The organism is Streptomyces sp. SUK 48, from assembly GCF_009650765.1.
Taxonomy (GTDB): domain Bacteria; phylum Actinomycetota; class Actinomycetes; order Streptomycetales; family Streptomycetaceae; genus Streptomyces.
Genome location: NZ_CP045740.1, coordinates 6061543 through 6082923 on the forward strand (window position 1 = coordinate 6061543; position 21381 = coordinate 6082923).

The following is a 21381-nucleotide window of genomic DNA, read 5'->3' on the forward strand; positions in this document are numbered from 1 at the left end:
CCGGGCCCGGGACCCGTCAGCCCCGGGTCCGCCGGGCTCCCGGGTTCGCCGGTCTCCCGTCCACGCCGGCCCCATCGGCCCCCGCGCCCCCCGCCCTCTCCGTCAACCCTTCCAGCCGCTCCAGTACTTCCTCCGCCTCCTTCACGATCCGCTCCACCAGTTCCGCGCACGAGGGCAGGTCCTCGATCAGCCCGGTGACCTGCCCGGCGGCCATCACCCCCAGGTCCGTACGGCCGTCCACCATCGCCGACTTGAGCAGCACCGGTGTGTTCGCCGCGAGCAGGAGCTGACCCCAGGCCAACTCCTTGCCGTGCCGCAGGGCGAGACCGTCGCGGACCAGCTGCCGCCAGGTCAGCCCCGACAGCCGCCGGAATCCGGCCGCCCGCCGCACCGCGTGCCCGAGGGTCCGTATGCGGCCGGAGCGTTCGAGCGCCGTCACCAGGTCCGTGCGCAGCATGCGGTGCGGCAGGCCGTCCACCGCGCGGGTCACGGTGACGTCCCGGACCGTGGCCGCCAGATATCTGGCCTTCACCGGATCCGGCACCGTCGAGTCCGAGGTGAGCAGGAACCGGGTGCCCATCGCCACCCCCGCCGCCCCGTACGCCAGCGCCGCCACCAGGCCCCGCCCGTCGAAGAACCCGCCCGCCGCGACCACCGGTATCCGCACCGCGTCGACCACCTGCGGCAGCAGCACGCTCGTGGCCACCTCGCCGGTGTGGCCGCCGCCCTCGCCGCCCTGCACGATCACCGCGTCCGCGCCCCACGCGGCGACCTTCTCCGCGTGCCGTCGCGCCCCGACGGACGGGATCACCACCACCCCCGCCTCCTTGAGCCGGTCGATCAGCTCGCGGGAGGGAGCCAGCGCGAAGGAGGCCACCCGCACGCCCTCCGCCAGCAGGATCTCCACCCGCTCGGCCGCATCCCCGGCGTCCGCGCGCAGGTTCACCCCGAACGGCGCCCCCGTGCGCGACCGCACCTCCCGTATCGCCGCCCGCAGCTGAGCGGGTGTCATCGTGGCCGAGCCCAGGATGCCCAGCGCGCCCGCGTTCGCCGCCGCCGACACCAGCCGGGGTCCGGCCACCCAGCCCATCCCGGTCTGCACCACCGGATGACGGACGCCGGTCAGCCGGGTGAGCGCGGTCTCCATCAGCCCCGCACCCCCTCGGGCACCGCGCGCTCACGGGCCCCGTCCGGGTCCAGCACCTCGCGGATCAGCCGCAGTTCGTCCGGCGCGGGCTCCCGGGTGAAGGGGACCTCGTCCGGCATCACGAGCTCGAACCCCGTCGCCTCCCGCACCTCGGCCACGCTCACCCCCGGATGCAGCGAGGCCAGCCGCATCGCGTGGTCCGGCGCCGGGAAGTCCAGGACCCCGAGGTCGGAGACGACCCGCCCGAGGTGATGGAAGCGGGCCGTCCGGCCGAGCGCGGCCGCCCGGTCGTACCCCACCCCGCACACCATGTCCACCCGCTCCACGAACACCCGCCGCGAGTGCCGGGGGACCCAGTAACTCGTCGGGTTGTTCAGCGTGTTGAGCGACGCACCGCGCACCCCGAGCAGCTGGCGGCGGGGGCGGGCCCAGTCGCCGACGCAGGAGATGTTCTGGTTGCCGTACCGGTCGATCTGGCTCGCGCCCATCATCACGTGCCGGCGGCCGCCCGCCACCAGCGTCAGATGCTCCCGGAAGGTCAGCCGGCCCTCCGGGGTGCCGTCCGGGCGGACCAGCAGGGCCTCCCCGTCGGTCAGCAGCAGGTCCGGCGCGAAGGTGAGCCGGGCCAGCCGGGCGCCCAGCGAGGGGATCAGCCCCATCGGGCTCGCCAGTATCTCCCCGGCCCCGCGCCACGCCTCGGCGCAGGCGATCACGCAGTACTCGGCCCGGGTCGCCCTCATCGCCCCTCCTCCGCACGCCACTCGGCCACCGCCGCCCGGTAACCGCCCTCGTCGGTGCCGAGGAACCGCCCGGCGAACTCCGGCCACGGCGTCCTCGCGTACAGCCGCTGGAACTCCTCGTCCCGCGCGTAGTCCGGCGCACAGGACGTGAAATGCGCGCCGTTCGGCGCCTCCACCACGCCCGTCACCGTCAGGCGCCGCAGCAGCAGCGACTCCGCCGGCGCCTCCTTGGTCAGCTCGGCGGTGTCCACGATCCGCTCGCAGGAGACGTAGGCCGCGTCCGCCGCCGCGCAGAACAGATCGTCGAAATACGGGTCCGGGCCCAGACACTGGCCGGTCCCCAGCCGGTCGGCGCGGTGCATGTGCACCAGGGCCGCGTCCAGCCGCAGCGCGGGCATCGCCACCAGTGTCTCCCCGTCCTCGTACGGCGAAGTGACCGTCCGCAGGGCGGGGTTGACCCGCATGACGTCCGAGCCGACGCCCGCCCGCACCGGCAGGAAGGGCAGCCGCTGCGCCGCCGCCTCCAGACCGCGCAGCAGCATCCCCTCGTCCACCTCCGTCAGTTCCAGTCCGCCGCGCTCGCGGACCGCCCGATAGTGCGGTTCGAGCGGGATCGAGTCGAGGGTGACGAAGGCCGTGACCAGCCTTCGCACCTTTCCCGCGGCGGCCAGCATCCCGATGTCCGGGCCGCCGCAGGAGACGACCGTGAGATCGCGTAACCCGGACCGCAGCAGCGCCCGCACCAGGGCCATCGGCTTGCGGCGCGCGCCCCAGCCGCCGATGCCCAGGGTCATTCCGCTCTCCAGCCGCCCGACGACCTCCTCGGCGGTCATCGTCTTGTCGCCCATCTACGCCCCCTCCTTCCCGTCCCCGCCCGTGTCCCTGCCGAAGGTGTCGCGCACCCGGTCGGCCAGGCCGCTGAGGCCCGCCTCGAAGGTGAAGCCCTGCTCGAAGCGGTAGCTGCGGCGCACATCGACCGGATCGATGCCGTTGATCGCGGCCTTGGCCATGCGCAGCAGCCCGCCGTCCTTGGCGGCGATCTCCCGGGCCAGCTCCAGCGCCGCCGCCCGCAGCTCCGCGCCCGGCACCACGCGCCACACCGAGCCGTGCCGGTGCAGCTCCGCCGCGCTCGCCGTCCGCCCCGTGTAGTACAGGGCGCGCATCAGATGCTGCGGGACCAGCCGGGCCAGATGGGTCGCGGCGCCCAGCGCGCCCCGGTCCAGCTCGGGCAGCCCGAAGACGGCGTCCTCGCTCGCCACGATCGCGTCCGCGTTGCCCACCAGCCCTATCCCGCCGCCCAGGCAGAACCCCTGCACCGCGGCGACCACGGGCGTCTCGCACTCGTACACCGCGGCGAAGGCGTCGGCGCAGCCCTGGTTCGCGCCGATCAGCGCCCGCCGGCCGTGCGCCTGTATCTCCTTGATGTCCACGCCCGCGTTGAACCCCCGGCCCTCGGCGGCCAGCACCACACAGCGGACCTCGGGGTCGCGGCCCGCCGCGCGCACGGTCTCGGCCAGCGCGGACCAGCCGGTCACCGGGAGCGCGTTGACCGGCGGGAAGTCGACGGTGACCACGGAAATCCCTTTTTCCGGGGACGAACGGGAGACACCCATGGGCGCATCAGCTACCTTTCCACCAAACATTTGTTAGGTGCGATGGCTTCGAAATTAGCAGCCGCCGCGGACCAGCGGGAGGCCCTGTGGAAAACTCGACCGCGCGTCCTGTGGACAACTCCTGGCACGACCCGGCCGGCTCCCTGCGCGGCCGCACCGTCCTCGTCACCGGCGGCACCCGCGGGGTCGGCGCCGGCATCGCACGGGCCTTCGCGGACGCGGGCGCCCACGTCCTGACCTGCGCCCGCAGACCTCCCGAACAGCCGCTGGACGGCGTCGGGTTCACCCCGCTCGATCTGCGGGACCCGCCCGCCGTCCGGGCCTTCTTCGGCGCGCTGCCCCGGCTCGACGTACTCGTCAACAACGCGGGCGGGACGCCGTACCGGCGGCTGCTCGACGCGGACGCCGAACACCATGCCAGGGTCCTGGAGCTGAACCTGACCGCCCCGCTGACCGCGTCCCTCGCCGCGTACGAGCACCTGCGGCGCAGCCGGGGTTCCCTCGTGATGATCGGCAGCGTCAGCGGCGGCCGCCCCTCGCCCGGCTCGGCGGCCTACGGCGCGGCCAAGGCGGGGCTCGCCGCTCTGGCCGCGTCCATGGCGGTGGAGTGGGCGCCGGATGTGCGGGTCAACACGCTCGTGGTGGGCATGGTGCGCACCGAGCGGTCCGCCGCGCACTACGGCGGACCCGACGGGGTCGCCGCCGTCGCCCGCACCGTCCCGCTCGGCCGGCTGGCCACTCCCGCCGACGTCGGCACCGCCGCCGTCTTCCTCGCCTCCGACGCCGCGGCGTACATCAGCGGGGCGAGCCTCCAGGTGCACGGAGGCGGGGAGTGGCCGGGGTTCCTGGGAGCGGTGGGGCGGGGGTCCGCGCAATGTCCGACTTCCCCAAAGGAGAGCTGAGATGGGCGTGAGCGGAGTCTGTGCGGGACGGGTGGTCGTCGTCACCGGCGCCGGGCGGGGGCTGGGGCGGGCGCACGCCCTCGCCTTCGCGGCGCAGGGCGCGCGGGTCGTCGTCAACGATCTCGGGGTACGGCTGGACGGCGGGCCCGGCGGTGGGAACCCGGCGGAGGCCGTCGCCGCGGAGATCCGCGCGGCGGGCGGCGAAGCGGTGGCGCACGGCGGGGACATCGCGACCGGCGAGGGCGCGGCCTCGCTGGTGCGGACCGCGCTGGAGGCGTACGGGCGGCTCGACACACTCGTCAACAACGCGGGCTTCCTGCGGGACCGGATGCTCGTCAACCTCGGCGAGGACGACTGGGACGCGGTGCTCCGGGTCCATCTCAAGGGACACTTCCTGCCGCTGAAGCACGCCGCCGCGTATTGGCGGGCCGAGGCGAAGGGCGGGCGCGGGCCGGCGGGGCGGGTCGTCAACACCAGCAGCGGCGCCGGTCTGCTGGGCTCGCTCGGGCAGGGGAACTACAGCGCGGCCAAGGCCGGGATCGTGGCGCTCACCCTGGTCGCCGCGGCCGAACTGTCCCGGTACGGCGTCCAGGTCAACGCCATCGCCCCCGCGGCCCGGACCCGGATGACCGAGCGCGCCTTCGCCGAGACGATGTCCGCCCCGGCGACCGGCTTCGACGCCATGGCCCCGGAAAACGTCTCGCCGCTGGTCGTGTGGCTGGGCTCGGCCGCGAGCGCGGGCGTGAGCGGACGGGTGTTCGAGATCGAGGGTGGTCGGCTCAGCGTGATGGAGGGCTGGCACCGCGGCCCCACGGCGGACAAGGGGGCCCGCTGGGAGGTCGAGGAGGTGGGCAAGGAGGCGCTGCGGCTGCTGGGGGAGGCGGAACGACCGGGGGCGGTGTACGGGACGGAGCTCGGTTGACCCGGCAGTCGGCCGGCCAGGGGCGCGGTCTGCGGAGCCCCGTGCCCCTCACCGGCAGGCTCCCCTCACGTATCGCACTCCGACACCGCCCCGCACAACCCGCACCGCGCCCGCACCCGCCCCCGCACCGGCACCCTGATCCGTTGGTGGCAGGTCGGGCAGGGGAAGGTGACCTGGAGGGCGCCGGAGGGGTCGGTGCCGAAGGAGTAGGGGGCGCCCGATAGAGCCGGTGCGGCGTGGCGGCGGTCGTGCGCGTAGCGGCGGCGGCCCGTCCAGCCGGCGCCGGTCAGCGGGGGCTGCCGGGTGTCCTGGCGGGCCCGCGCCAGCCCCTCGGTGTACGCGGTGTACGCCTGGGGGCTGGTGAACCGGATCGAGGGGTCCTCGTCGAACAGCAGGGCCCGCTTGGCCAGCACGTACCCGAACTCCTCCGGGGTGAGATAGCCCAGTTTCTGCGAGGAGAGCGCGTCCTCCCGGTAGGCGTCCAGCAGCAGCCAGCCCGCGCCCAGGTACGTCGTCACCGTGTCCGTGAGGATCTCGTTCTCCGCCGTCGTGGGGAAGGCGAGATCCAGGCGGTGCAGATAGACGTGCGCCACCTCGTGCGCGAGCGCCGCGCCGATGTCCTCGCGATGGGTGCGGAAACGGTCGTTCAGCTCCACGAAGTACTCGGGCCCCGCCGCCAGTTCGATGTTCGCCGCGTGGGTCATCTCCCGGAAGCCGACGATCAGCCGCGCGTCCGGCAACCGGAAGTGCCGCACCATCTCCCGGGCCACCCGCTGCGCCCCCAGATGCAGATCGTCGGTGTCGCAGAACGCCACGTCCGCGGGGGCCACGCTGGTCGCGAACGTCTGTACGGTCGTCGGGGACAGCCGCCGGTACAGCGCGGTGATCGCCGCCCGCACCGTCTCCAGATGCGGGAACCCGTGCTCCACCGGTCCGCCGTTCGCCACCTCGGCACCCCCAGACACCGGACATCCCGCGCCGGTCCCCGACGAGCCTCGGCGACCGTCCCTCCAGGGTAGGGGCCGCGCCGCCCCCGCCGCGCCCCTCACACCGGCAGCAGCCGCGGCACGGCCGCCCCCGCCCCCTGCGCCCCCGCCGCGCCCTCCGTGTTCCCCGCGCTTTCTGCGTTTTCTGCGCTCTCCGTGTTCTCCAGCTCCAGCACCCACACCTCGTTCTCCCTCTCCCGCAGCACCGGCCCGGGGACGTACAGCGAGCGCTGGGGTCCCACCGCCCAGTAGCGGCCGAGGCAGAAGCCGTTGACCCACACGAATCCGCGCGTCAGGCCGGGCAGTTCCAGCCGCGCGTCCCCGGGCGCCCCGAGGACCGTGGCGGTGCCCCGGTACAGCCCCGGTCCCCCCGCCGGGGGCGGCGCGGTGAACGGCACCCCCGACACGCCGTCCTCGAACGCGTCCAGGTCCAGCCCCCGGGCCCGCACCCCGTGCAGGTACTGCCGCTCGTGCAGCACACCCCCGGTGATCCCCTTCGCCTCGCCCAGGAGCGGCCCGTAGTTCACCCGGCCGAGGGACTCCACCCACAGTTCCACCCGCGCCGGACCCGCGACGGGCTCCTTGAGCCGCGGTTCCGCCTCGGTGAGCACCCCGGCCCGCACCCCGTCGACGTACACCACGGCCAGATCCCTGAGCCCCCGCACGGACAGCGGGTACGGCTCGCGCGGCCCGGGCACGTCCACCTCGTAGCGCACCAGGCCGCGGGTGACGCCCAAATCCTCGAACGTGGGAGCCAGGACGCGTGTCGTCTCCGCACCGCCGAGTGCGGCCAGCACGGCGTCCATAGGCGCCCATTCGGTGAGCGAAACCTCCACCGGGGAGGCCAGCCGCACGGGTTCCGGCGGCAGCGTCGGCAACGGTCCCTCCTGGTGGCGCGCCAGCACCTCCCGGAAGCGCCAGAACTTCTCCGTGGGGCGGCCGTACTCGTCCACGGGGGCGTCGTAGCCGTACGACGTCACATCCGGCCGCAGCTCACCCTCGTGCAGCTCGCCGGCCCGGTTCGCGCCCGCCCAGCCGCCGAAGCTCGTACCGCCGTGCGCCATGTAGAGGTTCACCGAGGCACCGCACTCCAGGATCTCCCGCAGCGTCTCGGCGGCCTCCCCGGGATCGCGCACGGCGGGCGTGCCCGACCAGTGGTCGAACCAGCCGCACCAGAACTCCGCGCACATCAGCGGGCCCCCGGGCCGGTGGCGGCGCAGCGCGGCGAAGGACTCGCGCGCGCGGGAGCCGAAGTTCACCGTGGCGAGCACCCCGGGCACCGTCCCGCCGGTCAGCATGTGGTCCTCGGGGCCGTCGGAGGTGAACAGCGGCACGGTGACCCCCTCGGCGCGCAACAGGGCGACCAGTTCGGCGAGATGGTCCGCGTCGCAGCCGTAGCTGCCGTACTCGTTCTCCACCTGGACCAGGACCACCGGACCGCCGCGGTCGGCCTGCCGGGACACGATCCCCGGCAGCAGCCGGCCGAACCAGTCGCGGACATGGCTCAGGTAGCGCTCGTCCCGGGTACGTACGCGCCCGCCCAGCTCGCCCGTCAGCCAGGCCGGCAGGCCGCCGTTCTCCCACTCGGCGCAGACGTAGGGGCCGGGCCGCACGATCGCCCACAGGCCCGCCGCGCGCGCCGCGTCCAGGAACCGGCCGACCGCCGCCACGTCCCGGTGACTTCCCGGGGCCGGCTCGTGCAGATTCCACGGCACGTAGGTCTCCACGCAGTTGAGACCCATCGCCCGCAGCATCGCGAGCCGGTGCCCCCACTGCTCCTCGTGCACCCGGAAGTAGTGCAGCGCGCCGGACAGCAGCCGCACCGGCCGCCCGTCCAGCAGGAAGTCCCGCTCGCCCACGGTGAACTCGCTCATACCGCCAAGGCTCACCCCTTCCGGTGCCCGGTGCCATGGACGAAGATCGGCACCACTTGGATTAAAGACCGGCCGCCGCCGACGCCGGCAGGAGCAGCGATGTACCAGACCTGGATGCGGTTCTTCAGCCCCGGCCCCGCCCACCACCGCCTCGGCCTGGTCTGCCTCGGCGTCGGACTCCAGCACGGCGCGCTGCCCACCGTGGGCCCGCGCACCCTCGACCACCATGTGGCCGTCGTGATCAGCTCCGGCGGCGGCTGGTACGCCGGCGCGGACGGCCGCCGTACGACCGTCACCGCGCCCGCGTTGCTCTGGCTCACCCCCGGCGTGTCCCACCACTACGCCCCCGATCCGGACACCGGCTGGGACGAGGGCTTCGTGGACTTCGCCGGGCCCGCCGCCACCACCTACACGGAACTGGGCTACATCGAGCCCGAACGGCCCGTCGTGGCCCTCTCCGACGCCGCGGGCCCGCGCGCGGTCGTCGCCCGCATCGCCCGCGCCGCCCGCCGCGGCAACCCCCTCCTGGAGGTGGAGACCGGCGCCGCCGTGCACGAACTGCTGGTCGCCCTGCGCCGCGCCCGCGCCGACCTCGCCCCCGACGGCGACCAGGTGCTCGAAGCCCTCGCCCGGGACGCCTGCGCCCCGCTCAGCGTCGCCGGCCACGCCGCCCGGCACGGCATGACCACCGCCGAACTGCGCGGCGCGGTCCGCCGGGCGGCCGGCTGCACCCCCAAGGACTATCTGCTCGGCATCCGGCTCGGCCGCGCCAAGGAACTCCTCGCCGCCACCGAACTGCCCGTCGCCGCCGTCGCCCGCCGCGTCGGCTACGACGATCCCGCCTACTTCTCCCGCCTGTTCACCCGCCGCGTCGGCCTCGCCCCGGTCCGCTTCCGCGCCCAGCAGGGCCGCAGCGTCCCGGGCGGCTGGAGCGACCTGGTCCCGGACCCGGACGACCCCCCGGTCATCCGTCCGGCGATCCATCCACCGGACACCGTATGAGTCCCGGCCCGTCGACCACATAGGGTTGGCGTCCATGACCACCAGCAACACGGGTACGGGTGACGTGGACCCCGCGGTCCGCCAGGAACTGGAGCGGCTGCGCGACAGCATCGACAACATCGACGCCGCCGTCGTCCATATGCTCGCGGAACGCTTCAAGGCCACCCAGCAGGTCGGCCGGCTCAAGGCCGTGCACCAGCTGCCGCCCGCCGACCCGGCCCGTGAGGCCCGCCAGATCGACCGGCTGCGCCGGCTCGCCGAGAACGCCAAGCTCGATCCCGCGTTCGCCGAGAAGTTCCTGAACTTCATCATCGCCGAGGTGATCAGGCACCACGAACGCATCGCCGAGGACACCAACGGGAGCTGAATCCGGAACCCGGATACCGGGCACCGAATTCCGAACAAGGGGAAGGAAAGGGGCGGGTCGGATAATAACCGTGTAACGCTCCTCCGCTGTGCGCTGTCAGTCCCATCGGGCAGCATGGCGTGCATGTCCGTACTCACGCGCGATGAAGCGCAGCTCCGAGCTCAGCTCCTCGACGTCCACCGCTACACGGTCGAACTGGACCTCACCACCGGGGACGAGACCTTCGACTCCCGGACCGTGATCCGGTTCGCCATGCGGTCCGACGGCGACACGTTCCTCGAGGTGAAGCCCGCCGAGCTGCGCTCCGTCACCCTCGACGGACAGCCCCTGGACCCGGACGCGCTGCGCGAGGACCGGCTGCTGCTGAAGAACCTCGCCGCGGGCGAGCACGAGCTGCGCGCCGAGGCGGCCATGCGCTACTCGCGCACCGGCGAGGGCATGCACCGCTTCACGGACCCGGTCGACGGCGAGACCTACCTGTACACACAGCTGGCCATGGACGACGTCCAGCGCGTCTTCCCCGCCTTCGACCAGCCCGACCTGAAGGCCGTCTTCGAGGTCTCGGTCAAGGCGCCCGACGCGTGGACCGTGCTCGCCAACGGCGTCACCGAGCGCGGCTCGGACGGCATCTGGCGGGCCGCGCCCACCCCGCCGATCTCCACCTACCTGGTCGCCGTCGCCGCCGGCCCCTGGCACTCGGTGCGCACCGAGCACCGCGGGCTGCCCTTCGGCATCCACTGCCGCCGCTCCCTCGCGCCCTACCTCGACGTCGACACCGAGGAGATCTTCGAGGTCACGCGCGCGTGCTACGACCGCTACCACGAGAAGTTCGAGGAGCCGTACCCCTTCGACTCCTACGACCAGGCGTTCGTGCCCGAGTTCAACGCGGGCGCCATGGAGAACCCGGGCCTCGTCACCTTCCGCGACGAGTTCGTCTACCGCTCCGCCGTCACCGACACCGAGCGCCAGCTGCGCGCCATGGTCATCTCGCACGAGATGGCCCACATGTGGTTCGGCGACCTGGTCACCCTCAAGTGGTGGGACGACATCTGGCTGAACGAGTCCTTCGCCGAGTACATGGGCTACCAGACCACCGCCGAGGCCACCCGCTTCACCGACCCCTGGACCGAGTTCGGCGTCACCCGCAAGGCGTGGGGCTACGAGGCGGACCAGCGCCCCACCACCCACCCGGTCGCCCCCGAGGGCGTGGACGACGCCGCCACCGCCCTGCTCAACTTCGACGGCATCTCGTACGCCAAGGGCGCCTCCGCACTGCGCCAACTGGCCGCCTGGCTGGGCGAGAAGGACTTCCTCGCGGGCATCAACACCCACTTCGCCCGCCACAAGTTCGGCAACGCGACCCTCGCCGACTTCCTCGACTCCCTCGCCTCCGTCACCGAACGCGATGTGCGCGCCTGGGCCGACAGCTGGCTGCGCACCACCGGCGTCGACACCCTCACGCCCGTGATCGAGACCGTCGACGGCGCCTGCGCGCTGACCGTCGACCACCAGGGCAGCCGCCCGCACCGCATCGTCGCCGGGCTGTACGACCACGACGTCGCCGACGAGGGCCGGCTGATCCTGCGCGAGCGCCTCGAACTCGACGTCCCGCAGGACGCCCCGCGCCCCATCGGCAAGCGCCCCGCGCTGATCCTGCTCAACGACGGCGACCTCACCTACGCCAAGGTCCGCTTCGACGCCGCCTCCTTCGCGTCGGTGGGCAGCAGCCTGTCCGGGCTGCCCGACCCGCTCACCCGCGCGATCGTCTGGAACTCCCTGCGCGACGCGGTGCGCGACGGCGAACTCGCGCCCGGCGCCTACCTGGAGATCGCCCGCGCCCATCTGCCGCGCGAGACCGACCTCGCCATCGTGCAGGGCGTGCTCGTCTTCGCGAGCGCCCAGATCGCCGACCAGTACCTCCCGGCCGAGAAGCGCCCGGCCGCCCTCGCCACGCTCACCGCCCTCTGCCGCGACCTGCTGCGCCGCACCGAGGACGGCGACCAGCCCGGTCTGCGGCTGATCGCCGTCCGCCATCTGATCAACGTGGCCGCGCACCCGGACACCATCGACGCCTGGCTCGCCGACGGCACCGTGCCCGGCGGCCCCGAACTCGACCCCGACCTGCGCTGGCGCATCCTCGCCCGGCTCGCCGTACTCGGCGCCACCGACGAGGCCGCCATCGCCGCCGAACTGGCCCGCGACCCGAGCGCCACCGGCCAGGAGGGCGCCGCCCGCTGCCGCGCCGCCCTGCCCGACCCGGAGGCCAAGCGCGCGGCCTGGGCCGCCATGTTCGACGGCGACGACCTGTCCAACTACCTGTTCACGGCCACGGCCCACGGCTTCTGGCAGCCCGAACAGGCCGACCTGGTACGGGAGTACGTGCCGCGCTTCTACGAGGGGTCGGTCCCCCTCGCCGCCCGCCGCGGCCCCGCCATCGCGGCCTCCGTCGGCCGCTGGTGCTTCCCGGCCCACGTCGTCGACGCCGAGCACGTGCACCTCGGCGAGGCATGCCTGGACCGCGACGACCTCACCCCGTCCCTGCGCCGCGCCCTGGCCGACCGCCTGGACGACCTGGGCCGCGCGCTGCGGGCCCGCGAGCAGGAGGCACGGCAGTAGGACCGACGGCCTAGGCTCCGCTGGTCCTTAATGCCGATGCGGCGCCCGGGGCACCCTCCTAGGCTCGGTGGACCGACAAGATCGACCGAGCCGGGAGGCAACATCGTGATCGCAGTGACCGGCGCGACCGGGAACGTGGGCCGCGCCCTGGTGGACCGACTCCTCGCCGCGGACCGGCCGGTACGCGCGCTGACCCGCGATCCGGAGCGGGCCGCGCTGCCCGAGCGGGCCGAGGTGGTGCGGTTCCGTCCCGAGGACCCGGCCGCCCAGTTCGAGGGGGTGACCGGGGTCTTCCTCTACGCGCAGGCCGTCACCGAGCCCCTGCTGGCGGCGGCCCGCGCGGCCGGGGTCCGCCACGCCGTCCTGCTCTCCAGCGGCATCGTCCAGGAGGGCGCCGACGAGACCCACCCCATCCACGTCCTGCACGCCACCGCCGAGCGGCTGATCCGCGACAGCGGCCTGGACTGGACGTTCCTGCGGCCCAACGGGTTCGCCACCAACGCCCTCCAGTGGGCCGCCCAGATCCGCGCCGGGAACACCGTCCGGGGCGTCTACGCGGACGCGGTCACCGCGCCGATCCACGAGGACGACATCGCCGCCGTCGCCGAGCGCGTGTTCCTGGACGACGGCCACCAGGGCGCCGTACACCGCCTGACCGGGCCGGAGGCGGCCACCAACGCCGACCAGGTCGCGGCGATCGGCGCGGCCGTCGGCAAGGAGCTGACCTTCGTCGAGATCGACCCCGCCGCGGCCGGCCCCGAGCTGTTCCCCCATCTGGACCCGCGCATGCTCGACCGTCTCCTGAAGACCTTCGAGGACACCATCGGCGTCCCCCCGGAGATCACCGACACGGTCGAGCGGATCACGGGCACCCCTGCCCGCACCTTCGCCCGGTGGGCCCGGGACCACGCGGCGGACTTCGGCGCGTAGGGCCGTCCGGCGGATCAGCCGGGCGTCGGCCGACGGTGCCTCAGCGGCGCGGGGGAGCGGGGGCTCGTCGCGACTCCGGCATGATCCGCCGGACAGGCCCCGGAGGGCGATTTCGGGGCTTGGCGCTCAGCGGCGCGTGCGGCCACCGGGCCGCCTCGGCGCCGTCACGCCTCGCAAACCCCGGCCCGCCTCGGCTCCGCCGCGGTGCGCAAGCCCCCGTCCCGGCTCAGCGCCGCCGTGGCTGGCAAGCCCAGCCCCCGCCTCAGCGCTGCCGCGGTTTGCAAACCCTCGCCCCGCCTTGGCGCCCTCGCGGCTCGCAAACTTCCGCCACGCCTCGGCGTCGCTGCGGCTCACACGCCCCGCTCCGACGCAGCTCGCCAACCCCCGCCCCGCCTTGGCGCCACCGCGGCTCGCAAACCTCCGCCACCCCTCAGCGTCGCTGCGGCTCACACGCCCCGCCCCGGCTCAACCCCGCCGCAGCTCACAGGCCCCCGCCTCACACGGCCCCGCCCCGCCTCAGCACCGCCCGCCGCACCGCCGTCTCCCGCGGCCCCTGCCTGCGGTTGGCGCTGCCCGGACCGGGCTCCGGGTCCAGGCTGAAGCCGAGCCGTTCCAGGAAGCGTTCGCCAGGGTGCCAGCCGGGCGGCACCGTCGCCGTCACCAGGGGCGGGTCCCCGGCCCGTGCCAGCAGGGAGCGGGCCAGGCGGTGGCCGAGGCCGCGCCCCCGGGCCCAGGGGGCCAGCAGGAACAGGCCGACGGCGATCGCGCCCGGCTCGGGGTGCTCGCGCACCGCGTCCACGACGCCCGCGACCACCCCGTCCCGCTCCAGCACCAGCAGCACCTTGTCCTCGGGGTGCGCGCCCTCGGGCAGGCCGTAATACAGGCTCTGCACATCGCCCGGCGCCGACGGCAGCCCGGTGGCCGCCAGGAACCAGTCCTCGCACTCCTCGAACAGCCGGATCAGCGGCGCCTCGTCCGCCGGGGCGAGTTCCCGCACCACCACCCGTTCGCCGGGCACTTCGAGCATCCACGTGTCCACCATCCGGCCGACGGTAGTGGCAGATCTTCGCGGATCCCCCCGCTCCGACAAGTTTTCCCCGTACGGCAGTACCCACATGCGGGTTCCGCTCGTTGGACGTACGGGACACCCGCCCCTGTTCCCGCACCACCCGGAGCCCACGCGGCACGCCCCCGAGCAGCCCCGAGAGCGGAGGCCAGCCCATGCCCACCCAGTCCCTCGCCTCGGGCCCGTACGGCCCGGACGCCCTCCGCCCCCTCCTGGACACGGTGCTGGACGCGCTGGCGGAAGGCCGCAAGGCGCGCGGCGGGCCCCTGCCCGCGGGCGGACCCGAGGCGACCGCCCGGCAGGTCGCCGACGCGCTCGGGGACGTACTGCCGGAGGAGGGCGACCCGGACGGCCTGCGCGCTCTCGTCCGGCTGCTCGCCGAGGGCGCCGCCGACCCCGCCGACCCGCTGTGCGCCGGCCATCTGCACTGCCCGCCCCTCGCCGTGGCCACCGCCGCCGACCTCGCGGTCAGCGCGCTCAACCCCTCCCTCGACTCCTGGGACCAGGCCCCCGGCGCCACCGCCCTGGAAGCCGTCGTCACCCGGGCCCTCGCGCGGGCGGCCGGACTGGCCGACGCCCTGGTCACCACCGGCGGCACCGAGTCCAACCAACTCGCCCTGCTGCTCGCCCGCGAGGCGGGCCACGGCAGCGTCCAGCTCGTCTGCGGCGGCGCCGCCCACCACTCGCTGGCCCGCGCCGCCTGGCTGCTCGGACTGCCCGACCCGGTGCTCGTCCCGGCCCCCGGCGGCACCCTCGACCCGGCCGCCCTCGACGCCGCCCTCACCGCGCTCCCCGGCCCCCTCCTGGTCGCCGCCACCGCCGGCACCACCGACGCCGGTCTCATCGACCCGCTGCCCGAGATCGCCGCCCTGTGCCGGGCCCACGGCGCCCGGCTGCACATCGACGCCGCCTACGGAGGCGGACTGCTCTTCAGCGACCGGCACCGCGCCAGTCTCGCCGGACTCGACGCCGCCCACACCGTCACCCTCGACCTGCACAAACTCGGCTGGCAACCGGTCGCCGCCGGCCTGCTCGCCGTCGCCGACCCGGCCGAACTCGCCGTACTCCACCACCGGGCCGACTACCTGAACGCGGACGACGACACCGAGGCCGGCCACCCCGACCTGCTCGGCCGCTCCCTGCGTACCACCCGCCGCCCCGACATCCTCAAGGCCGCCGTCACCCTGCGGACCCTCGGCCGCCGCGGCCTCGGCGCCCTGGTCGACCACGTCTGCGACCTGGCCCGCGAGTTCGCCGCGCTCATCGAGGCACACCCCGGCTTCGAGCTGTACGACACGCCCGTCATCAGCACGGTCCTGTTCCGCCCCGCCGAGGCCACCGACGCCGCCGTGGCCGAGGCCCGCCGCGCCCTGCTGCACGAGGGCCGGGCCGTCCTCGGCCGCGCCCGGCTCGACGGCCGCCTCTGGCTCAAGGCCACCCTCCTCAACCCCCACACCCGGCCGGACGACCTGGCCCACCTGTTGAAACTCGTCGAAGGAAGCACCCCCAGATGACCCCCCACCCGGCTCCCCAGACGGCCCCCCGGACCACCCTGCTGCCCCGCCGCGACCCCGACGCCCCCCGCGACCTGGTCGGCATCGGCATCGGCCCCTGCAACCTCTCCCTCGCCGCCCTCGCCCAGCCGCTGCCCGAACTCGACGCCGTCTTCTACGAACAGCGGCCCGGCTTCAGCTGGCACCCCGGCCTGCTCATCGACGGCTCCACCATCCAGGTGCCCTACCTCGCCGACCTGGTGAGCCTCGCCGACCCCACCAGCCCCTGGAGCTTCCTCAACTACCTCAGAACCAGCGAACGACTGTTCCCGTTCTACTTCGCCGAGCGCTTCCACATCGAACGCGCCGAGTACGACGCCTACTGCCGCTGGGCCGCCCGCAACCTGCCAGGACTGCGCTTCGGGCACCAGGTCGACGCCGTCCGCTGGAACCCCGAACGCGCCCTGTTCGAGGTCGACTTCACCCAGCTCGACGCCGACGGCGAGGCCGACGCCCTCGGCCGCGCCTACACCCGCAACCTGGTCCTCGGTGTCGGCACCGTCCCCCATGTGCCGGCCCCGCTCAAGCCCATGGTCGACGCCGAGGGCCTGCCCGTCGTACACGCCGCCGACTACCTCGACCACCGCGAGGAACTGCTGGCCGCCGGGCACATCACCGTGGTGGGCTCCGGGCAGTCCGGCGCCGAGATCTTCCTCGACCTGCTGCGCCGCCGCCCGGCCGGCGAGGAGCGGCTGCACTGGATCGGCCGCAGCCCCGCGTTCTCCCCGATGGAGTACTCCAAGCTCGGCCTGGAGCACTTCACCCCCGACTACACGCGCTACTTCCACGCCCTCGCCGAACCCGTCCGCGACCGGCTGGTCGGCACCCAGTGGCAGTTGCACAAGGCCGTCGACGCCGGCACCCTCGCCGCCATCCACGACGAGCTGTACCGGCGCACCGTGGACGGCGGCTGGCCCGACGCCGTCCTCACCCCGGGCGTGCGGGTGCGCACCGCGGGCCGGATCGCGAGCAACAAGATCGAGCTCCATCTGGAGCACCTGGAGGAGAGCAGCCGCTCCCGGCTCGCCACCGACGCCGTCGTCCTCGCCACCGGCTACCAGCAGCGGCCCCTCGGCCGGCTGCTCGCCGGGCTCGACCCCTATGTGCGCCGCGACGCCGGCGACCGGCCGCGCGTCGACGCGGACTTCCGCCTGGTCCTCGACCCCTCGGTCACGGGCTCCGTCTACGTCCAGAACGCCGAACTGCACACCCATGGCGTCGGCGCCCCCGACCTGGGCCTCGCCGCCTGGCGCGGCGCCACCATTCTCAACTCGCTCACCGGAAAGGACCCGTACCCCCTTCCGGCCCGTACGGCCTTCACCACCTTCGGCCTGCGCGAACCGCATTCCGCCGTCCCTCAGGCCCGGCACTCCGCCCGGCAACTCACTCCGCTCGTCGAAGAGAAGTGAGCGGAATTCGCTCATAGGAGCGGCCGTCCGCACAATTCAACACTTGTCAATAAGGCTTCACGTAAAGGTTGTTGAGTGGTCATGCGGCCCGGAATCTCTACCGACGGGTAAGCCCTAGGCTCGAACCATGCGCCGAGCAAAGATCGTCTGTACATTGGGGCCCGCCACCGACTCGTACGACCAGATCAAGGCACTGGTCGAGGCCGGAATGGACGTCGCCCGCTTCAACCTCAGCCACGGCACCCGCGCCGAACACGAGGAGCGTTACCAGCGCGTGCGCAAGGCTGCCGACGACACCGGCCGCAGTGTCGGAATCCTCGCCGACCTTCAAGGTCCGAAGATCCGCCTCGGCCGGTTCGCCGAAGGACCGGTACTCCTTGAACGCGGCGACGAGTTCACCATCACCGTCGAGGACGGCGTGGAGGGCGACCGCCACCGCTGCGGCACCACCTACGCGGGACTCGCCGGGGACGTCGCCCCCGGCGAGCGCGTCCTGGTGGACGACGGCCGGGTCTGCCTGGAGGTCACCGCCGTCGACGGCCCCCGGGTGCGCACCCGCGTGGTCGAGGGCGGCATGGTCTCCGACCACAAGGGCCTCAACCTGCCCGGCGTCGCCGTCTCCGTGACCGCCCTGTCCGAGAAGGACGAGGAGGACCTGCGCTGGGCGCTGCACATCGGCGTCGACATCATCGCCCTGTCCTTCGTGCGCAGCGGTGACGACGCCCGGGTGGTGCACCGGATCATGGCCGAGGAGGGCCGCCGCCTCCCGGTGATCGCCAAGATCGAGAAGCCGCAGGCGGTGGCCGACCTGGACGGCATCGTGGCCGCCTTCGACGGGCTGATGGTCGCGCGCGGCGACCTCGGCGTGGAGATGCCCCTGGAGCAGGTGCCGATCGTCCAGAAGCGCGCCATCAAGCTGGCCCGGCGCAACGCCAAGCCGGTCATCGTCGCCACCCAGATGCTCGACTCCATGATCGACAACGCCCGGCCCACCCGCGCCGAGGCGTCCGACGTGGCCAACGCGGTCCTCGACGGCACGGACGCGGTGATGCTCTCCGGCGAGACCAGCGTCGGCAAGTACCCGGTCGAGACCGTGCGCACCATGGCGAAGATCGTCATGGCGGCCGAGGAGGACATGCTGGCCAAGGGGCTGCCGTCGCTGACCGAGCGGAACAAGCCGCGCACCCAGGGCGGCGCGGTCGCCCGCGCGGCCGCCGAGATGGGCGACTTCCTCGGCGCCAGGTTCCTGGTGGCGTTCACCCAGTCCGGGGACACCGCCCGCCGGCTCTCCCGCTACCGCCCGCCGATCCCGCTGCTCGCCTTCACCCCCGAGCCGGCCACCCGCTCCCAGCTCAGCCTCACCTGGGGCGCCGAGACCTTCCTCGGCCCGCACGTGGACTCCACCGACGCCATGGTCGACCAGGTGGACGAGCTGCTGCTGCGGTACGGCCGCTGCGAGAAGGGCGACGTCGTGGTGATCACGGCGGGCTCCCCGCCCGGGGTCTCCGGCTCCACCAACATGGTCCGCGTCCACCGCATCGGCGAGGACGACGACTCCGAGGCGTAGGCGACCGGCAGGTACGAAAAAGGGCCCCTTCGTGAAAGGGGCCCGCACAAACCTGCGGATCACGAAATCCGGTGACCTTGGAAAACAAGGAAAAGGTGCCCCGGGTCGGACTCGAACCGACACTGTACGGGTTTTGAATCCGTTGCCTGCTGCCAATTGGGCTACCGGGGCTCGCAGAATCAAAGGTTTCCCCCGACCCTCCGCGCGTCCACCATACCGTAGCTAGGTAGGCTCTTGTCAGCAGTAGCCCTGCACCGAACGAGGAGCCCCCGTGACCGCCGAGTCGCCCCAGCCCGTAGACGCGCCCGACGACGACAAGTCGCACGTGCCTCCGCTGACGACCCGTGTCGTCATCGCCGAGGACGAGGCACTGATCCGGCTCGACCTCAAGGAGATGCTGGAGGAGGAGGGGTACACCGTCGTCGGTGAGGCCGGCGACGGCGAGCAGGCGATCGAGCTGGCCCGTGAGCACCGGCCGGACCTGGTGATCCTGGACGTGAAGATGCCCAAGCTGGACGGCATCTCCGCGGCCGAGAAGATCGCCGAGGAGTCCATCGCCCCGGTCCTGATGCTCACCGCCTTCTCCCAGCGCGACCTGGTCGAGCGCGCCCGGGACGCCGGTGCGATGGCGTACCTGGTCAAGCCGTTCAGCAAGAGCGACGTGGTGCCGGCGATCGAGATGGCCGTCTCCCGCTTCACCGAGCTGAAGCAGCTGGAGCAGGAGGTCGCCGACCTCACCCTGCGCCTGGAGACCCGCAAGCTGGTCGACCGCGCCAAGTCGATCCTCCAGACCGAGTACGGCCTGACCGAGCCGGCCGCCTTCCGCTGGATCCAGAAGACCTCCATGGACCGCCGCATGTCGATGCAGCAGGTCGCCGAGGCCGTGATCACGGACAACGAGGAGAAGAAGGCCGCCAAGAACGGCTGAGCCCGCTCCCGCGTACGACGGTGCCCGCGCCCCCTTCCGGAAGGGGGCGCGGGCACCGTCGTACAAGAAGGGCGTCAGTCCTCGCCCAGATACGCCTTGCGGACCGACTCGTCGTGCAGCAGATCCTGTCCGCTGCCGGAGAGCACGATCGAGCCGACCTCCATCACATGGCCCTGGTCGGCGAGCGAGAGCGCCGCCTGGGCGTTCTGCTCGACCAGCAGGATGGTGGTGCCCTGGGACTTCAGCTCCGCGATGGTCGCCAGGATCTTCTGCATCATGATCGGCGACAGACCCATGGACGGCTCGTCCAGCATCAGCAGCTTGGGCCGGGACATCAGCGCCCTGCCCATGGCCAGCATCTGCTGCTCGCCGCCCGAGAGGGTGCCCGCGGCCTGCTTGCGCCGCTCGCCCAGGATCGGGAAGAGGTCGTAGGCGCGCTGGATGTCCCGCTCGATGCCGTCCTTGTCCTTGCGCAGGAAGGCGCCGAGCTGGAGGTTCTCCGCGATGCTCAGCCGCGGGAAGATGTGCCGGCCCTCGGGGGAGTGGGCGAGGCCCAGGGCGACGATCTTGTGCGCGGGGACGCCGGTGAGCGGCTTGCCGTCGAACAGGATCTTGCCGCTGACCGGCTTGAGCAGCCCGGACAGGGTGCGGAGGGTGGTCGTCTTGCCGGCGCCGTTGGTGCCGATGAGGGTCACGACCTGGCCGGCCTCGACGCTGAACGAGATGCCCTTGACGGCCTCGATCTTGCCGTAGGCGACCCTGAGGTCCTCGACCTCCAGCAGTGCGGTCACTGGGTCTCTCCCTCTGTGCTGTCGGCGGAACCAGCCGCCTCGACCTCGGCCGCGCCGGCCTCCGTCGCCTCGCCCTCGGCCGTGCCCGCGCGCGCGGTGTCGGCCGCGGTCGCCGCGGCCTTCGCCGTGGCCACGGTTCCGGCCGTGGCCACGCCGGCCTCAGCCGCCTCGACCTCGGCGGCCTCCGCTTCGCCCGGCTCGCCCTCGAAGGGCTCGCCCAGGTAGGCGGCGATGACCCGCTCGTCGGCCTGGACGACCTCGGAGGTGCCCTCGATCAGCTTCTCGCCCTGCACGAGCACGGCGACGCGGTCGCACAGGTTGAAGATGAACCGCATGTCGTGCTCGATGACGAGGACGGCGATGCCCATGTCCCGGATGGCGAAGACCAGTTCCTCGGTGGCCCGGGTCTCCTGCGGGTTCATGCCCGCCGTCGGCTCGTCCAGGAGCAGCAGGCCCGGTTCGCTGGCGAGCGCCCGCGCGATCTCCAGCTTGCGCTGCTCGCCGTAGGGCAGATTGCGCGCCAGGTGCTCGCGCTTGCCGGCGAGGCCGACGAACTCCAGGAGCTCCAGGGCCCGCGCCTCGGACTCGCGCTCGGCCTTGCGGAAGCCGGGGCCGCGCAGCAGCGCCGACCACAGGCCCTCCTTGGTCCGCGTGTGGCGGCCCACCAGGACGTTCTCCAGAACGGTCATGTTGGCGAAGAGCCGGATGTTCTGGAAGGTCCGCGCGATGCCCGCCTGCGTCACCAGGTGCGGCTTGGGCGGCAGCACCTTGCCCTGGTAGGCGACGGTGCCCTCGGTGGGGATGTACAGGCCGGTGAGGCAGTTGAAGAAGGTGGTCTTGCCGGCGCCGTTCGGCCCGATCAGGCCGACGATCTCGCCGCTGTTCACCGTGAAGTCCACGGACCGTACGGCGGTCAGACCGCCGAACCGCATGGTGACGTCACGGGCTTCGAGTACAGGTGTCGTCAT

At 73.2% G+C, this 21381-nt stretch carries 19 protein-coding genes and 1 tRNA gene; 10 read left to right on the forward strand and 10 right to left on the reverse strand.

Annotated elements, in window-relative coordinates; genetic code table 11:
* Positions 1-16 precede the first annotated feature (16 nt).
* From GHR20_RS26770 to GHR20_RS26785, 4 genes are read right to left on the reverse strand one after another with little or no spacing between them, the layout of a single operon-like run.
* Positions 17-1147, reverse strand: a complete 1131-nt coding sequence (locus GHR20_RS26770) for a nitronate monooxygenase (protein ID WP_153814608.1) — start codon at positions 1145-1147, stop codon at positions 17-19.
* Entirely contained in the window at positions 1147-1887 is a 741-nt protein-coding gene (locus GHR20_RS26775) for a CoA-transferase (RefSeq protein ID WP_153814609.1), read from the reverse strand. The genes GHR20_RS26770 and GHR20_RS26775 overlap by 1 nt, the downstream gene beginning before the upstream one ends.
* A complete protein-coding gene (locus GHR20_RS26780) occupies positions 1884-2735 on the reverse strand; it encodes a CoA-transferase (protein WP_153814610.1) in 852 nt (283 codons plus the stop codon). Before GHR20_RS26780 ends, GHR20_RS26775 begins: the two co-directional genes overlap by 4 nt.
* A complete protein-coding gene (locus tag GHR20_RS26785; protein WP_153814611.1) occupies positions 2736-3500 on the reverse strand; it encodes an enoyl-CoA hydratase family protein in 765 nt (254 codons plus the stop codon). It abuts the gene before it with no gap.
* A gap of 143 nt (positions 3501-3643) precedes the next feature.
* On the opposite strand from GHR20_RS26785, the gene GHR20_RS26790 reads away from it, so the two are divergent.
* Together GHR20_RS26790 and GHR20_RS26795 are read left to right on the forward strand one after the other, a co-directional pair.
* The gene (locus tag GHR20_RS26790; protein ID WP_153816149.1) at positions 3644-4402 is read left to right on the forward strand and encodes an SDR family oxidoreductase; all 759 of its coding nucleotides are present in this window, start codon (positions 3644-3646) and stop codon (positions 4400-4402) included.
* Between the two features lie 7 nt (positions 4403-4409).
* Positions 4410-5324 (forward strand): SDR family oxidoreductase, encoded by a 915-nt coding sequence (locus tag GHR20_RS26795; protein WP_153814612.1) that lies wholly within the window; start codon positions 4410-4412, stop codon positions 5322-5324.
* 65 nt (positions 5325-5389) lie between these two features.
* On the opposite strand, the gene GHR20_RS26800 is transcribed toward GHR20_RS26795, so the two are convergent.
* Together GHR20_RS26800 and GHR20_RS26805 are read right to left on the reverse strand one after the other, a co-directional pair.
* Entirely contained in the window at positions 5390-6271 is an 882-nt protein-coding gene (locus GHR20_RS26800) for a hypothetical protein (RefSeq protein ID WP_153814613.1), read from the reverse strand.
* Positions 6272-6369: 98 nt separating this feature from the next.
* Positions 6370-8184: a beta-galactosidase family protein gene (locus tag GHR20_RS26805; protein ID WP_153814614.1), complete on the reverse strand. Its 1815-nt coding sequence runs from the start codon at positions 8182-8184 to the stop codon at positions 6370-6372.
* A 99-nt stretch (positions 8185-8283) separates the two neighbouring features.
* Here GHR20_RS26805 and GHR20_RS26810 point away from each other — a divergent pair, with 99 nt between their 5' ends.
* The 4 genes from GHR20_RS26810 (at position 8284) to GHR20_RS26825 (ending at position 13099) form a co-directional block, all read left to right on the forward strand.
* Positions 8284-9186, forward strand: a complete 903-nt coding sequence (locus GHR20_RS26810) for an AraC family transcriptional regulator (RefSeq protein ID WP_111582462.1) — start codon at positions 8284-8286, stop codon at positions 9184-9186.
* Positions 9187-9220: 34 nt separating this feature from the next.
* On the forward strand, positions 9221-9553 hold the full coding sequence (locus GHR20_RS26815) for a chorismate mutase (protein ID WP_046426519.1): 333 nt from the start codon (positions 9221-9223) through the stop codon (positions 9551-9553).
* 123 nt (positions 9554-9676) lie between these two features.
* A complete protein-coding gene (pepN, locus tag GHR20_RS26820; protein ID WP_194858999.1) occupies positions 9677-12169 on the forward strand; it encodes an aminopeptidase N in 2493 nt (830 codons plus the stop codon).
* Positions 12170-12274: 105 nt separating this feature from the next.
* The gene (locus tag GHR20_RS26825; RefSeq protein WP_153814616.1) at positions 12275-13099 is read left to right on the forward strand and encodes an NAD(P)H-binding protein; all 825 of its coding nucleotides are present in this window, start codon (positions 12275-12277) and stop codon (positions 13097-13099) included.
* A 496-nt stretch (positions 13100-13595) separates the two neighbouring features.
* Here the strand turns inward: GHR20_RS26825 and GHR20_RS26830 are convergent, their stop codons facing one another.
* Positions 13596-14141 (reverse strand): GNAT family N-acetyltransferase, encoded by a 546-nt coding sequence (locus tag GHR20_RS26830; RefSeq protein WP_194859000.1) that lies wholly within the window; start codon positions 14139-14141, stop codon positions 13596-13598.
* Positions 14142-14320: 179 nt separating this feature from the next.
* Between GHR20_RS26830 and GHR20_RS26835 the strand changes: the two genes are divergently transcribed.
* From GHR20_RS26835 to pyk, 3 genes are all read left to right on the forward strand, one after another.
* Complete coding sequence (locus GHR20_RS26835) at positions 14321-15679, forward strand: aminotransferase class V-fold PLP-dependent enzyme (RefSeq protein WP_153814618.1); 1359 nt, start codon at positions 14321-14323, stop codon at positions 15677-15679.
* The gene (locus tag GHR20_RS26840; RefSeq protein ID WP_153814619.1) at positions 15676-17127 is read left to right on the forward strand and encodes a SidA/IucD/PvdA family monooxygenase; all 1452 of its coding nucleotides are present in this window, start codon (positions 15676-15678) and stop codon (positions 17125-17127) included. Before GHR20_RS26835 ends, GHR20_RS26840 begins: the two co-directional genes overlap by 4 nt.
* A 127-nt stretch (positions 17128-17254) precedes the next feature.
* The gene (gene pyk, locus GHR20_RS26845; RefSeq protein WP_153814620.1) at positions 17255-18694 is read left to right on the forward strand and encodes a pyruvate kinase; all 1440 of its coding nucleotides are present in this window, start codon (positions 17255-17257) and stop codon (positions 18692-18694) included.
* A 96-nt stretch (positions 18695-18790) separates the two neighbouring features.
* On the opposite strand, the gene GHR20_RS26850 is transcribed toward pyk, so the two are convergent.
* Positions 18791-18865: transfer RNA gene (locus GHR20_RS26850), tRNA-Leu, on the reverse strand.
* A 100-nt stretch (positions 18866-18965) separates the two neighbouring features.
* On the opposite strand from GHR20_RS26850, the gene GHR20_RS26855 reads away from it, so the two are divergent.
* Positions 18966-19622 (forward strand): response regulator, encoded by a 657-nt coding sequence (locus GHR20_RS26855; protein ID WP_037653222.1) that lies wholly within the window; start codon positions 18966-18968, stop codon positions 19620-19622.
* A 74-nt stretch (positions 19623-19696) separates the two neighbouring features.
* Here the strand turns inward: GHR20_RS26855 and GHR20_RS26860 are convergent, their stop codons facing one another.
* Positions 19697-20413, reverse strand: coding sequence for an ABC transporter ATP-binding protein (locus tag GHR20_RS26860; protein ID WP_148027320.1), 717 nt, complete (start codon positions 20411-20413; stop codon positions 19697-19699).
* Positions 20410-21381 (reverse strand): ABC transporter ATP-binding protein, encoded by a 972-nt coding sequence (locus GHR20_RS26865; RefSeq protein ID WP_148027319.1) that lies wholly within the window; start codon positions 21379-21381, stop codon positions 20410-20412. Before GHR20_RS26865 ends, GHR20_RS26860 begins: the two co-directional genes overlap by 4 nt.

Bases quoted from the DNA above. Each gene is read 5' to 3' on its own strand.
- pepN (WP_194858999.1), top strand. From the start codon at position 9,677: ATGTCCGTACTCACGCGCGATGAAGCGCAGCTCCGAGCTCAGCTCCTC.
- GHR20_RS26865 (WP_148027319.1), bottom strand. From the start codon at position 21,381: ATGACGACACCTGTACTCGAAGCCCGTGACGTCACCATGCGGTTCGGC.
- GHR20_RS26775 (WP_153814609.1), bottom strand. From the start codon at position 1,887: ATGAGGGCGACCCGGGCCGAGTACTGCGTGATCGCCTGCGCCGAGGCG.
- GHR20_RS26770 (WP_153814608.1), bottom strand. From the start codon at position 1,147: ATGGAGACCGCGCTCACCCGGCTGACCGGCGTCCGTCATCCGGTGGTG.
- GHR20_RS26815 (WP_046426519.1), top strand. From the start codon at position 9,221: ATGACCACCAGCAACACGGGTACGGGTGACGTGGACCCCGCGGTCCGC.
- GHR20_RS26840 (WP_153814619.1), top strand. From the start codon at position 15,676: ATGACCCCCCACCCGGCTCCCCAGACGGCCCCCCGGACCACCCTGCTG.
- GHR20_RS26810 (WP_111582462.1), top strand. From the start codon at position 8,284: ATGTACCAGACCTGGATGCGGTTCTTCAGCCCCGGCCCCGCCCACCAC.
- GHR20_RS26780 (WP_153814610.1), bottom strand. From the start codon at position 2,735: ATGGGCGACAAGACGATGACCGCCGAGGAGGTCGTCGGGCGGCTGGAG.
- GHR20_RS26835 (WP_153814618.1), top strand. From the start codon at position 14,321: ATGCCCACCCAGTCCCTCGCCTCGGGCCCGTACGGCCCGGACGCCCTC.
- pyk (WP_153814620.1), top strand. From the start codon at position 17,255: ATGCGCCGAGCAAAGATCGTCTGTACATTGGGGCCCGCCACCGACTCG.
- GHR20_RS26830 (WP_194859000.1), bottom strand. From the start codon at position 14,141: ATGGTGGACACGTGGATGCTCGAAGTGCCCGGCGAACGGGTGGTGGTG.
- GHR20_RS26805 (WP_153814614.1), bottom strand. From the start codon at position 8,184: ATGAGCGAGTTCACCGTGGGCGAGCGGGACTTCCTGCTGGACGGGCGG.
- GHR20_RS26785 (WP_153814611.1), bottom strand. From the start codon at position 3,500: ATGGGTGTCTCCCGTTCGTCCCCGGAAAAAGGGATTTCCGTGGTCACC.